Origin of the sequence: Olleya sp. Hel_I_94 (assembly GCF_007827365.1) — a bacterium.
GTDB lineage: Bacteria > Bacteroidota > Bacteroidia > Flavobacteriales > Flavobacteriaceae > Olleya.
The window spans coordinates 2,519,372-2,533,378 of the sequence record NZ_VISI01000002.1; the positions used below are offsets into that span (position 1 = coordinate 2,519,372).

A 14,007-nucleotide genomic window follows, 5' to 3' on the forward strand; every position below is an offset into this window, starting at 1 on the left:
ATTTCCTTTTTTATCTATAAAAAAACACCTGCTATCTTAACACAGAATAACAGGTGTTTATAATTTATATAATTTTTGTTTTTATTGTAGTGCTGGAGAATATGTTACACCAAAGTCTTCTGCTTTAGCAACATTACCTGAAGCTACAAAGTTTGATCCGTAAGTTGCATCTATAGCTTCTAAAAATTTATTAGCCATTAATGCGTATCCTCTTGCTGTTAAATGCACACCGTCTAAACTTACTAAACCTCCTGTAACTAAATTGGTCGCTAAATTATAGTCATCAAATTCTACTCCCATTACAGAGGCTTGACTTAAAATAGCATTTAAGTCTACTAAAGCTAGACCTTTAGAGTTGGCTACACTTGAAATAGTAGCATTATAAGCGTCTGTTGCAGTTTTGATTTCAGCTTGTTCTGTTGGTAAAACCACCCATTTGTCTGCTAAAGGTAAACTAACACCTTCTACAGAGAATTGTCCTGCTAAAGCTTGTGGTAAACCTTGTCCCATTAGTGCAGCGACATTAGCAGTATTAACTGTTCCTATAATTGAAGAGCTAGGTAATACTAACAAGTCTGCTTCTGTAGCTTGTCTTGATTGTCCATAAGTTGCACCTAATAAATTTGCAACTAATGGTGCTGCAGACGCAGGCAAACCAAACTGAGCTATAAATCCTGGGAAGGTCGGACTTGCATTTAATTGTTGAATAATAATTGCTGAAATATCTGCTAAGCTCTCATCATGGATAACTACTGGACTTGCAGATGTTTCAGAAAACACAATTGCTCTAGCTGGATCTACCGCATTAAATATTGGATTTAAAGCTCCAAAAATAGAGTTTAATAATGGTATTTGTGGTCCAAAGCTAGGATTTGTAGGATCTAATGGGTTGTGCGGTACTGTTGTAAAATGAGGTAAATCTGTAATATAAGGTACATTAGTTACTACTCCATTAGGACAAACAGCGGTTAATTGATTAACCATATCTGTAAAAACAAAATCAAAAGTTGCTGTTGGTGTGATTGGGTCTGATCCATCTCCACCTGTAGTTGCATATCCTAAAACATCGTTACCACCAATTTCAGACAGTGTAAAAAATGTTGGGTTTTGTGCAATTGCATATTCTAACATTGAAATTGTTGAACTTGTAGCCATACGACCAAAGTAAGGGTTTGCAGTAGCGTATCCATTAAAATCTATATGTGTACTTTTAGCTCCAGGAACACCTACATTAGTAAAGATGCTACCATCTGCAGCTAAACTAGTTGTAATATCTGTTGTTGGTGTAGCAGGTAAAACTTGTGGTCCAGAACCATTAAAAAATAATCTTGGATTAGCAACAACTGTTGATCCAAATACAAGACCTCCAATATTATCATTCATTAATGGTAGCGTTATAGCAGTACCATTTACCTTAACAAATTGTTTAGATAATGTGTTTGGAAATGAATTTTCTTGTGCAGCTTTAAATAAAGCGCCATCAGTGTATCCAGAAGTAAATGATGCGCCTAAAGCTACGTATTTTGAAAAATCTACAGAGCCATTAGTTAGTGTTGGTAATACAACACCTGTGTCTGGTTGTACATCTAAAAACTCTTCATAATCTGATTCATCATTACAAGATGAGAAGCCAATTGCAATAGCAATAAGTCCAATGTATTTTATGTTTTTTAAAGTCTTCATTATTATTAGTTATTAATAGTTATTGATGCATAATACATAGATCCAATAAATCCTGTACCAAAAGCAGTAAAGTACTCGTTACCTGTAAGGTTTGTAGCTCCTACTTTTATAACTGATTTTATGCTAGGTACTTCATAATTAATTTGTGCATCTAATACATGAAATTCTGGTACTATACCATTTCCAAATGTTGCTTCCCAGAAATAATCATCACTAAACCTATATGCGATGTTAAATCCAAAGTTTTCAAATAAATCTGTATGACCAAAAGTTGCTTTAAATTTGTGTTCTGGTGTATTAAAGCTAGTTTGGAAATCTGGGTTAGCAGCTTGATCAAAATCTTGTTTTGTAAAAGTATAACTTCCTCCTAGGTCAAATCCATTTAGTACTTTAGTAGAAAGTCCAATAGATGCTCCATAAGAGTTAACATCTGCATCAGAGTTTGTGTAAGCACTATAAGCTTGATAATCTCCATTAGCAATTGCTTGAGCAGAAAGTCCTCCATCACCAAGTCCTCCATTGCTTACGGTTCCGTAAAAAGGAGCTATTACAACTTCTTGAGAAATAAAGTCTTCGTATTTGTTGTAATAAGCACTAATATCAACTATTACACTTTCGTATTTTCCTCTATAACCAACTTCAAGAGAAGTTACTTTTTCTGGTTTAATTATTTCAGGATTAGCAACAGTTAATAAAGCAGGGTTACCTGCAGCTGCAAAAGCAGTCACAGAACTTGCTGAATAGGAGTTGTTGTATGCAGCTGCACCTGTTTGAGTAACTGTACTAGGTTGTCCAAACATGGTTTGACCTTCAAAACTAACATTAAAATCTCTAGTATATCTATTTAAATTTTCAGGAGCAGATCCTACTAAAATTGCTCTACCAGCATCTAATCCAATAAATAAATCTTGAGTTGTCGGGTTTCTAAATCCTGTTTGTACAGAAGCTCTAATATTATGATTTCTATTTAAAGTTAAACCAGCAGATAATCTTGGAGAGAAGAAACCATCAAATAATTCTGATTTGTCATAACGACCTGATAAGGTTAATTTAAGCTCCATTTCTTCTGATAATTCAATATCTTTCTGTATTTGAGAATATACTCCAAATTCAGAATATTCAATTGGGCTTTGACCATCAGTGTATATTGTACCACCAGAATTTAGTGTGTATTTTCTATAAGAACCACCAACTTGTATATCTGCAATATCCACTAAGTGGCTAAAGTTGTAATTTGCATCACTATGAAAATATTTTGAAGCATCTTGAAATTTAGACCCTGTAGCTAAATTTGGATCATTTATACTTTTGTTAAATGCACTTTTAAATTGTGGTGATCCTGGTTCGTATCTTCCTGTGTCTGCTGCTGCTCTTGCTGCATCATGTTTTTGTTGGTCTGTTAATCCTAATGGGTTACCACCAAGTTCAATCCCAGCATAAGTCGCTATATAATCTCCAAACCAATCTTCGTCACTTTTCCAAGCTCTGTTAACATTAATTCCTGTAAATACCATGTCATAAGAATCTCCTGCTTTGTCAGACACTTCATAAGCTCTAACAAAAAAGTTGTCGTTTCTTACTTCTAGTTTATGTTGTTGTTGGAAAAAACCATCAATATTATATCTGTTTGTTCCTTGATAAATAGTGGTACCTGTTCCTACTTTACCAACATATGAAAACTCTAAACTGTTACCTTCAATTGGACGATAATATAAACCCCAGTCAGCTTTTACACTTTCAGCGTTATATTGTGTTAAGTCTCTTTCGTTATAACCTGTTCTACTCACTACAACATCTGGTATAACACCTAATCCTGATGCAGCTCTAATGTTAGTTGAAACTTCATCTCCATAGACATTTATTCCGTCATAGTTTGTGTTTGATCTTGTTCTAGTTGGGTCAAGTTTGTCAACTTCACTAGTCGCTTGCCAGTCTGTTCCTTTAAGGTAACCAAAGTTGATTTTGGCAGCAAATTTATCGCTAAATTTATGTGCCATTCTTACACTTAAATCGGTGTACGGATTATCTCCTGCAGCTTCTTGAGATGTTATACCTCTTTTAAAAGAAGCACTAATACCTTCATGATCAAATGGGTTTTTACTTCTCATAAATAAAATACCATTAAATGCGTTTGCACCATATAAGGCAGAGGATGCACCAGGTAATAATTCAACACTTAAAACATCAGTTTCTGTCATACCTACTAAGTTACCAATAGGGAAGTTTAAAGCAGGAGTAGAGTTGTCCATACCATCAACTAATTGCATAAATCGTGTATTAGCAAAAGTTGCAAAACCACGCGTATTTACAGATTTGAAGGTTAAACTGTTAGTGTTAACATCTACACCTTTTAGGTTTTCTAAACCATCATAAAAATCTGCAGATGCAGTGTTTTTAATTTCTTTTAATCCAAATCGCTCTACAGTAACTGGAGATTCAAAAATACGTTCTGGAGTTCTAGACGCAGAAATTACTACTTCGTCTAACGCTGTACCTTCATTAAGGACAACATTAATAATTTGTTTATTAGTTGTTACTTCAACATCTTTAGAAGCAAAACCTACACTACTTATTTGTATAGTGAAAGGTGGATTTTGATCAGTCGTTAACGAAAAGTTACCATCAAAATCAGTTGCTGTTCCTACTGATGTGCCAGTAATAATAATGTTTGCACTAGGAATTGGTTGCTGACTTACATCATCTACTACTGTTCCTGTGATCGTTGTTTGCGAAAAAGTTAGTCCGCAAAAGCACAAAAATACAATTGAAAGGATTGTTCTCATTTTTTAGATTTAGTTAATTTATAATGCCAATATACGTTTTTTAACGAAATTTTTAGAAAAAGTGAGAATAAATTATGCACGCATAATAAGTATTTCTAAAAAAAAGACGCTTTAAAGCTAATTATTCACAAAAAAGAGGGTTAGTTTTTGCGTAATTAGAAGCTTTAAAGCGTCTTTGATGTATAAACAGTTGTCTGACTACTCTACAGTAACAGATTTTGCTAAATTTCGTGGTTGATCGACATTTTTTTCAAGCATTACCGCAATATGGTATGATAATAGTTGAAGTGGAATTGTTGTAAGTAATGGAGTTAAAGACTCTATTGTCTCTGGTACTTCAATTACATGATCTGCAACATTTTTAACGTCTACATCTCCAGTAGTAACTATACCTATTATTTTACCTGATCTAGATTTAATTTCTTGAATATTGCTTACAACTTTTTCGTAGTGTCCTTTTTTAGTAGCTATTACAAAAACAGGCATTTGCTCGTCAATTAAAGCAATTGGTCCATGCTTCATTTCTGCAGCAGGATAACCTTCTGCATGAATGTATGATATCTCTTTTAGCTTTAATGCACCTTCCAAAGCTACAGGAAAATTATATCCGCGACCTAAATACAAACAGTTTTTAGCGTCTTTATATATTTCGGCAACTTTTTTAATGTGTTCATCTGCTTTTAAAGCTTCTTTTACTTTTTCAGGTATTAGCTCTAACTCTTGTAAATGATGATGGAAATCTGAATTTGACATACTTCCACTAGCTTTAGCTAACTTTAAAGCTATTAAAGTCAAAACAGTAATTTGTGTTGTAAAAGCTTTAGTGGAAGCCACACCTATTTCGGGTCCAGCGTGTGTATATGCTCCTGCATTTGTTTCTCTAGCAATAGTAGATCCAACGACATTACAAACTCCAAAAACAAAAGCACCTTTTGATTTTGCTAATTTAATCGCTGCAAGTGTGTCTGCCGTTTCTCCAGATTGAGAAATTGCTATTACCACATCCTTTTCTGTAATTACTGGATTACGGTATCTAAACTCTGATGCGTATTCTACTTCTACAGGTATTCTAGCAAGGTCTTCAAAAATATACTCGGCTACCAATCCTGCATGCCAAGAAGTACCACAAGCTACTATAATAATACGATTAGCATTCAAAAACTTTTCTATATTATCATCTATACCAGCCATGCGGATTATTCCTTCTTTGGCTAATAAACGACCTCTGTAAGTATCCCTGATTGCATTTGGTTGCTCATGGATTTCTTTAAGCATAAAATGCTCGTAACCACCTTTTTCAATTTGCTCAAGATTAAACTTAAGCTCCTGCATTGAGGGATTAACTTCAGTATCGTCCTTAATTTTTCTGATTTTTATTTTTTTATTTCGACGCACAATCGCCATTTCTTCATCTTCAAGATAAATAGCATTTTTTGTGTATTCAATAAAAGGAGAGGCATCACTTGCTATAAAAAACTCGTCTTCTCCAATACCGATTGCTAAAGGACTACCTAGTTTAGCTACGACAATTTCGTTTGGTTTGTTTTTGTCAAAAACAGCAATAGCATAAGCTCCAACAACTTCGTTAAGTGCTAGTTGTACAGCTTTACCTAATTTTACGTTTTGTTTTTTCTTAACTTCTTCAATCAGATTTATTAAGACTTCTGTATCTGTATCTGATTTAAAAACGTAACCTCTTTTTATAAGCTCTGTTTTTATCGAGTCGTAATTTTCAATAATTCCGTTATGAATTATAACTAGATCACCTGAATTAGAATAATGTGGGTGAGAATTTACATCATTTGGTACACCATGGGTTGCCCATCTTGTATGACCTATTCCAATTGTTCCTTCTGTTGTGATTTCTTCTTTTACACGTTCTTCTAGATCAGCGACTTTACCTTTAGTCTTAGATAATTTGATGTCAGTGCCATCATATAGCGCAATACCTGCACTATCATAACCTCTGTATTCTAATCGTTTTAAGCCTTCCATTACAATAGAATAAGCTTCTCTATGACCTATGTATCCAACAATACCACACATAATAATTTAATTTTCAGGTTCTGTATAAAAAATTTCAAAACTAGCTCTTACGTTTTCTGGTACAGCTGGTGTATTTCCATAAAGTATTGTTCCTTCTGGAGCGATAACTGAACTTTGAGGAATAATATTTACAATGTTACTTTCATTAGTATTAAATACTTTTGAAGTTCCAAATAAGTTAATATTATTAGTAACGTAAATACCTAATTTTGTATTAGTCGAGTCATTTAATAAGATGTTATTAATATGCTCAGTAAGTCTAATTTTATATTTTACTCCGTTTCCGCTATCATCTCTTTCAAGTTTTGGAGAGTAAATTATTTTTGAGTTATAAGGATCTGTTGAGTTACTAGTTACATCAACAAAATAATCAATAATTGGAAGGTTGTTTTTTAAATCATAAATCATTATCCTGTCTGGCTCTGATGCTCCTCCAGTAGAAGTACTATGATCTACATATAGATTTAGATTAGCTTCATTAATCAACCATTGTCCATTTTTACTTTTAAAGTATTCCCAAGAATCTTGAGTAGCGTTGTTTTCGTCAATAATGTTACCATTAAATAAGTCTAAAACAGTCATTGATCCTTCAAATCCTTTAATGAATAATTGATCATCACCAGAAGTGCTATTTCCGTCTGTTAATGGTGTAAAGTTTGAAAGGTTTGTAAAAGTATTAAACTTGTTACCGTTAAAGTTAAAGGTGTAGGTTCCTGTTTCTCTATCTCCTGCGTCATCACCATCATATTCATACTTAATTTCAACTTTAGCATTAGTAGTAAGGTCTAAAAACAGTAAGCTACCGTCAACAGAAGTATCGTTTTGTTCAACTTTTAAAATTAATCCTCTAAAAAAGTTTTTAAAGTCAGCTGCATTTGTAATTGCAGGGTTTGCGCTTCCGTCTGCAGCAAAGATTATGTCTTCCCAAAAGTTAGCAGGTACAATACTTGGATCGTTTAAATCAACATAAATTCCTGGTGCTAATCTTTCTTCAACTTCAGGGTCTTCTCCTGGTTCAACCTCTGCTTGAATTACATGCTCTAAAGCACTAGGTGTAAATGTTTGATTAGGATCTGCAGGATAAAGTAATTGTTCTTCAAAAGCTTCTAAGTTTAAATTAGTGTAAGCGTTTGAGTAATAAGCTTGTTCGTCCTCAAAATTTGTTTCAGGGTCTAAGTTTCTTAAAAAGTAACTAGATTTGTAAATAGATAGTTTAAAAGGGCTTGAAGAATCACCATATATTGAGTCTAGAGTGTAAGTTGAGTTACCATCTTCATCAGTTTCAGTTACTGTAGAAAAATACGGAAGATATAATTTAACAGAAAGTATTGCTGGATTGTCACCAAAATCTGGAGCTAAATCGTCAGGTGTAATTTGAGAGATAAAACTTGCAGCTGTTGATCCGTAATTAGGATCGTTATATATACCTAAAACATTACTAGATAAACCACTTGTTTGTACTCCATCTAATTTTTTATTGTATGCTATAAAAGGGAATACTCTACTACTTGTAGAAAAATTTTGAGCACCTCTAATATCACTTTCTACATTTACAAAATCTTTGTCGCAAGCAATAGCGGTAAAGGCAATAATCATCAAAACGACTAATGGTTTGATGCTTTTTAATATGAATCTTTTCATAGATATTTCTTAAATATGGCAATATTGCGTTAGTCTAAAACGCTAGTTGTATAAAAATTAGTGTATGCTTCGCTAAATTCGTCTTTAGCATGAAAATCTAGAACAGGTTTTTTAGATTCTTTTAAATAGGATGTTAGCTCTTCAGGTAAATCTTCTGATCCAACAATCAAGGCATCAGAGTTGTCTATTGCTACCTTCATTAGATTATTATAAGTAGGCTTAACTAAATCCTTTATTTGATCTTCATCAATATTATCAAATTTAATTTTATCAACTAATTTTGAATTTAACTCGTTTTCAAAGCCACTTTTATATACTGAAGTAACAATTTTACTTTCGTTAAATAAAGGTTCGTCTTTGTAAAATTGCTTTAAATATAGTGGTAGTAAAGAGGCTAACCATCCATGAACGTGAATAATATCTGGTGACCAATTTAATTTTTTAACGGTTTCAATAACACCTTTAGCAAAAAAGATAGCTCTTTCATCATTATCAGAAAATAAATTTCCATCCTCATCTGTAAGTGTTGCTTTTCTTTTAAAATATTCATCGTTATCTATAAAGTAAACTTGAATACGTTCTTTAGGTATAGAGGCTACTTTAATAATTAAAGGCATGTCTAAATCATTCACAACTAAATTAATACCAGAAAGACGGATAACTTCATGTAATTGATGTCTTCTTTCGTTGATATTTCCATATCTAGGCATGAAAATTCTTATTTGTCCACCTTGCTGATTGATCATCCTAGGTGTTTCAAATGACATTGAAGAAATTTCTGTTTCCGGTAAATAAGGCACCACTTCAGATGATACATATAATATCCTCTTATCTTTCATATATTGTATAGCTTTTTCAGAATTATCATTAAAAAACACGCAAAAGTACAAAATTTTATGCAGATTGCCACTAAAATATTAAGTTTGCATCCGTTAATTAAATATTAAAAATGCTTGTATTTACTAATAAATCTAAAATTGGTGCCCATATTTCTTCTTTAAAACAAGAGGGAGAAACTATTGGTTTTGTGCCTACTATGGGAGCTTTACACCAAGGACATTTGTCATTGGTAAAGGAAGGATTGGCTAATAACTCAAGGTTAGTTGTTAGTATTTTTGTTAACCCTACTCAATTTGATAATGCTGACGATTTAGCAAAATATCCACGAACTTTAGAGGACGATATTGCTCTTTTAAAGACCGTTTCTAACAAAATAATTGTGTATGCACCAACTGTAGATGATATTTATGATGGTAATACAAAAGCCCAACAATTTAGTTTTGATGGCTTGGAGTTTGAAATGGAAGGAAAATTTAGAGCTGGACATTTTGATGGTGTAGGTACTATTGTTAAACGATTATTTGAAATTGTAACACCTAATAACGCTTACTTTGGAGAGAAAGATTTCCAGCAATTGGCAATTATAAAAAAATTAGTAAGTAAATATCATCTGCCAGTAACAATTGTTGGTTGTGATATTTTTAGAGAAATCTCAGGTTTAGCTATGAGTTCTAGAAATGTACGTTTAAAACCTGATTACAAACAAGCAGCACCTTTTATATACAAAACACTTAAAGAAGCTAAAGTTAAGTTTGGCACAAAAAGTGCAGATAAAACAACAAAGTGGGTTCAACAACAGTTTGATAAACATGAGTTATTGCAATTAGAATATTTTATTATAGCTGATGTTGACACTTTAAAAACCGTAAAAAGAAAAAATAAAACTAACACTTACAGAGCGTTTATTGCAGTTTATGCAGACGACATCAGATTAATAGATAATATCGCTCTAAATTAATTATCTTTGCCCTATGCAAATACAAGTAGTAAAATCTAAGATTCACAGAGTAAAAGTAACAGGAGCTGACCTAAATTATATAGGTAGTATAACCATTGACGAGGATTTAATGGACGCAGCAAATATTATTCAAGGTGAAAAAGTGCAAATTGTTAACAATAACAATGGTGCAAGACTAGAGACATATGCCATTCCTGGCCCAAGAAACAGTGGTGAAATCACATTAAATGGAGCTGCCTCAAGATTAGTTGCAAAAGATGACATCTTGATATTAATAACGTATGCGTTTATGGATATTGAAGAAGCTAAAGTATTTAAGCCTTCTTTAGTATTTCCTGACGAAGCGACCAACCTGTTAAAGTAAATGTCCAAAAGGCTTCTAGTAAAAATATTAAAAATAACGCTCCCAATTTTATTGGGAGTTTTTTTAATATGGTATTCTCTATCTCAATTATCTTTTACGGATATAGTTCAGTTTGCTAAAAATGCAGATTATAAATACATTTTGTTAGGTGTTTTTTTTGGCTTACTAAGTCACTTGTCTAGAGCCTATCGTTGGTTGTTTATGTTAGAACCTTTAGGTTATAAAATAAAATTAGGCAATAGTATAATGGCTGTATTTGCTACTTACTTAATTAATTACACAATCCCTAGAGCTGGAGAAGTAGCAAGAGCAACTATATTGACTAATTATGAAGGCGTCCCTTTTGAAAAAGGATTTGGTACAATAGTAGCAGAGCGTATAGCAGATATGATAGTCATGCTAGGTATAATAGCAATTACTTTGTTTTTGCAGTTTGACTTTATATATAGTTTTTTAGTGGATAAATTTGATTTTACTAAAATCCTGGTTGCAGGACTAATCTTAACGGTTTTAGCACTATTTTTTATTCTTTTTATAAAAAGAAGTCAGTCAAAAATAGCTTTAAAAATTAAAGGATTTGTAACTGGTTTGATTGAAGGGGCTCTTAGTATTTTTAAAATGAAAAAAAAGTGGGCCTTTATATTTCACACTTTATTTATTTGGACCATGTACGTGCTTATGTTTTATGTAACTACGCTAGCTTTTCCCGATTTATACGCTATGCCATTTGGAGCTGTTTTAATAGGGTTTATTTTAGCAAGTTTTAGTATTGCAGCTACAAATGGAGGTATAGGGTCGTATCCAGAAGCTATTGTTATTGCTTTTACTTTATTTAATCTACCAGTGGACCCAAGTCGTGCGTTTGGTTGGATTATGTGGAGCTCGCAAACAATTTTGGTTTTTGTCTTTGGAGGAATTTCGTTATTATACCTTCCCTTTTTTAACCGAAACAAATAATTTGTAACTTACACCCAAACTTAATCATCACACATCATGAAACATATTTTTTTTCTATTTGTAGGTTTATTTTTAACGTCTAACCTTAGCGCGCAAACTATATATAAAGAGCTTAACTCTGAAAGGCTAGGAGAAACTAGACAAATAAAAATCCAATTACCAAGAAACTACGATACATCAAGTAAAAAATATCCCGTTATATATGTTTTTGATGCAGATTACTTGTTTGAGCCTGTTGCAGGAAATGTGGACTATTATGCCTATTGGGAAGACATACCAGAAGCTATTGTTATCGGTGTTAATCAATACGGATTAAGAGAAAACGATTGTTATTATAGCGAACAAAACTCTCTGCCAATCGAAAGTGGTGCAGCCTTTTTTGAGTTTATTAGCATGGAGTTGGTTCCGTTTATAGATAAAACCTTCCGTACAGAAAACTTTAAAGTTGCTGTAGGACATGGTAAAACAGCAAATTTTATTAATTACTATCTGTTAAAAGGTATTCCTTTATTTCAATCTTATATTGTTTTAAGTCCAGAGTTAGCTCCAGATATGGCTAATTATTTAACAGAAGTATTTCCTAAACTAGAACAAAAAACGTTTTACTATTTAGCAAGTACTACCAATGATGCCTCAAATATTCATGAACAAACTGAAGCTTTGTCTAACGCATTAAAAGCAATAGACAATAATAATGTTTTAAAAACATTTGAGACGTTTGATGGACCATCACACTACACCTTACCCACTCACGCAATTCCTAAAGCATTAGAGAGTATCTTTTTAGTGTTTCAGCCAATTAGTAAAAAAGAGTACAAAGAAACAATTCTAAATCTAGAAGGCAATCCAGTGGATTACCTGACGGAAAAATACCAAATGATTGATGAGTTGTTTGGAATAGAAAAACCAATTTTAATTAACGATTTTAAAGCAATTGAAGCAGCTATTAAAAAGAAAGAAAATTGGGAATATTTTGAAGATTTAGGAAAATTAGCTAGAAAAGAATATCCAGATACATTATTAGGAAATTATTATTTAGGACGCTTTTATGAAGAAACAGGAGAGCCTAAAAAAGCAATGAAAACATACCAGTCGGCTTATGTGCTATCAGAAATAGCAGGTATTACTAAAGATCACGTTTTAGAATTATCAGAACAGATTAAAGCAGATTTTGGATATTAACTTATGGCTAAAGTAAAAACTACCTTTTTTTGTCAAAATTGCGGTACGCAATATGCTAAATGGCAAGGACAATGTAATGCCTGCAAGGAGTGGAATACAATTGTTGAAGAGGTTGTGCAAAAACCAGAAAAAAGCGATTGGAAAACACCTACTAATAATACAAAACGAGCATCAAAACCATTAAGAATAAACGAAATTGATTCCTCTAAAGAAGCAAGATTAGATACGCTTGATGCGGAATTTAATCGTGTGTTGGGTGGTGGGATTGTACCAGGATCTTTAACGCTTTTGGGTGGAGAACCAGGTATTGGTAAAAGTACATTGTTACTTCAAATTTCATTAAAATTACCCTATAAAACCTTATACGTTTCTGGAGAAGAAAGTCAAAAGCAAATAAAAATGCGTGCCGAGCGTATAAACCCGGAAAACGAAAGTTGCTACATTCTTACTGAAACAAAAACACAAAATATTTTTAAGCAAATAGAAGCCTTAGAGCCAGATATTGTAATTATTGATTCTATTCAAACATTGCATTCTGATTATATAGAGTCCTCAAGTGGAAGTATCAGCCAGGTTAAAGAGTGTACGACAGAGCTTATTAAATTTGCTAAAGAAACCAATACACCAGTAATTTTGATTGGTCATATAACAAAAGATGGTAACATCGCTGGACCAAAAATATTAGAACACATGGTAGATACAGTGCTTCAGTTTGAAGGAGATCGTAACCATGTTTTTAGAATTTTACGTGCGCAAAAAAACCGATTTGGATCTACACACGAACTTGGAATATATGAAATGCAAGGTTCGGGATTAAGAGAGGTTTCCAATCCAAGCGAAATATTAATTTCAAAAAAAGATGACGAGTTGTCTGGTAACGCTATAGCAGCAACATTAGAAGGTATGCGTCCATTAATGATTGAGGTTCAGGCATTGGTTAGTACAGCAGTTTATGGTACGCCTCAACGTAGTGCAACTGGATTTAATGCTAAACGACTAAATATGTTGTTAGCAGTTTTAGAAAAACGTGCAGGCTTCAGGCTTGGCGCAAAGGATGTTTTTTTAAATATAACTGGAGGTATATCTGTGGATGATCCAGCAATAGATTTAGCAGTGGTAGCAGCAATATTATCCTCAAATGAGGACGAAGCTTTGCAAGCAAATTTTTGTTTTGCTGCAGAAGTTGGTTTATCTGGAGAAATCAGACCAGTACAGCGTGTGGAACAACGTATACTTGAGGCAGAAAAACTAGGTTTCTCCACTATTTTTGTGTCTAAATACAATAAAATTTCTTTAAAAAATACTGCAATTAAAATTCAATTAATCTCTAAAATTGAAGACTTGGTGGATTTGATAATTACTTAAACTTCAATTGTAAATATAATTTTGAGATAGTTTTTTAATGAACAAAATAATGCTTTGTGTTTTTAAACGGATTAATATTACGTTCTAACGAAAATAAAAGGTAAATTGAAACCTACATATGATATTTGTCGTAGGTATCTTGCTTTACTGTAAATCCTTTCCCTCATAGCTTTTAAAAGAAAGTAAAA

At 32.8% G+C, this 14,007-nt stretch carries 10 protein-coding genes; 5 read left to right on the top strand and 5 right to left on the bottom strand.

The features are described from left to right. Positions 1-81: 81 nt before the first annotated feature. From JM82_RS14485 to JM82_RS14505, 5 genes are all read right to left on the bottom strand, one after another. Entirely contained in the window at positions 82-1,683 is a 1,602-nt protein-coding gene (locus JM82_RS14485) for an SGNH/GDSL hydrolase family protein (RefSeq protein ID WP_145005585.1), read from the bottom strand. 5 nt (positions 1,684-1,688) lie between these two features. After that, on the bottom strand, positions 1,689-4,466 hold the full coding sequence (locus JM82_RS14490) for a TonB-dependent receptor (RefSeq protein ID WP_145005588.1): 2,778 nt from the start codon (positions 4,464-4,466) through the stop codon (positions 1,689-1,691). 198 nt (positions 4,467-4,664) lie between these two features. Further along, complete coding sequence (gene glmS, locus JM82_RS14495) at positions 4,665-6,512, bottom strand: glutamine--fructose-6-phosphate transaminase (isomerizing) (protein ID WP_145005591.1); 1,848 nt, start codon at positions 6,510-6,512, stop codon at positions 4,665-4,667. A 6-nt stretch (positions 6,513-6,518) separates the two neighbouring features. Continuing rightward, positions 6,519-8,153: a DUF4270 domain-containing protein gene (locus JM82_RS14500; protein WP_145005594.1), complete on the bottom strand. Its 1,635-nt coding sequence runs from the start codon at positions 8,151-8,153 to the stop codon at positions 6,519-6,521. 29 nt (positions 8,154-8,182) lie between these two features. Further along, on the bottom strand, positions 8,183-8,992 hold the full coding sequence (locus JM82_RS14505; protein ID WP_145005597.1) for a glycogen/starch synthase: 810 nt from the start codon (positions 8,990-8,992) through the stop codon (positions 8,183-8,185). A 110-nt stretch (positions 8,993-9,102) separates the two neighbouring features. Here JM82_RS14505 and panC point away from each other — a divergent pair, with 110 nt between their 5' ends. From panC to radA, 5 genes are read left to right on the top strand one after another with little or no spacing between them, the layout of a single operon-like run. Continuing rightward, positions 9,103-9,951, top strand: coding sequence for a pantoate--beta-alanine ligase (panC, locus tag JM82_RS14510; protein ID WP_145005600.1), 849 nt, complete (start codon positions 9,103-9,105; stop codon positions 9,949-9,951). A 13-nt stretch (positions 9,952-9,964) separates the two neighbouring features. Beyond that, the gene (gene panD, locus JM82_RS14515) at positions 9,965-10,315 is read left to right on the top strand and encodes an aspartate 1-decarboxylase (RefSeq protein WP_028284112.1); all 351 of its coding nucleotides are present in this window, start codon (positions 9,965-9,967) and stop codon (positions 10,313-10,315) included. Next, positions 10,316-11,272, top strand: a complete 957-nt coding sequence (locus JM82_RS14520) for a YbhN family protein (RefSeq protein WP_145005604.1) — start codon at positions 10,316-10,318, stop codon at positions 11,270-11,272. 36 nt (positions 11,273-11,308) lie between these two features. Next, a complete protein-coding gene (locus JM82_RS14525) occupies positions 11,309-12,454 on the top strand; it encodes an alpha/beta hydrolase (RefSeq protein ID WP_145005607.1) in 1,146 nt (381 codons plus the stop codon). A 3-nt stretch (positions 12,455-12,457) separates the two neighbouring features. Continuing rightward, positions 12,458-13,819 carry a DNA repair protein RadA gene (radA, locus tag JM82_RS14530; protein ID WP_145005610.1) on the top strand — a complete coding sequence of 454 codons (1,362 nt, stop codon included), beginning with the start codon at positions 12,458-12,460 and terminating at the stop codon, positions 13,817-13,819. Positions 13,820-14,007 lie beyond the last annotated feature (188 nt).

Coding starts and splice junctions, on each gene's coding strand:
- panD (WP_028284112.1), top strand. CDS start 9,965: ATGCAAATACAAGTAGTAAAATCTAAGATTCACAGAGTAAAAGTAACA.
- JM82_RS14485 (WP_145005585.1), bottom strand. CDS start 1,683: ATGAAGACTTTAAAAAACATAAAATACATTGGACTTATTGCTATTGCA.
- glmS (WP_145005591.1), bottom strand. CDS start 6,512: ATGTGTGGTATTGTTGGATACATAGGTCATAGAGAAGCTTATTCTATT.
- radA (WP_145005610.1), top strand. CDS start 12,458: ATGGCTAAAGTAAAAACTACCTTTTTTTGTCAAAATTGCGGTACGCAA.
- JM82_RS14505 (WP_145005597.1), bottom strand. CDS start 8,992: ATGAAAGATAAGAGGATATTATATGTATCATCTGAAGTGGTGCCTTAT.
- JM82_RS14525 (WP_145005607.1), top strand. CDS start 11,309: ATGAAACATATTTTTTTTCTATTTGTAGGTTTATTTTTAACGTCTAAC.
- panC (WP_145005600.1), top strand. CDS start 9,103: ATGCTTGTATTTACTAATAAATCTAAAATTGGTGCCCATATTTCTTCT.
- JM82_RS14490 (WP_145005588.1), bottom strand. CDS start 4,466: ATGAGAACAATCCTTTCAATTGTATTTTTGTGCTTTTGCGGACTAACT.
- JM82_RS14520 (WP_145005604.1), top strand. CDS start 10,316: ATGTCCAAAAGGCTTCTAGTAAAAATATTAAAAATAACGCTCCCAATT.
- JM82_RS14500 (WP_145005594.1), bottom strand. CDS start 8,153: ATGAAAAGATTCATATTAAAAAGCATCAAACCATTAGTCGTTTTGATG.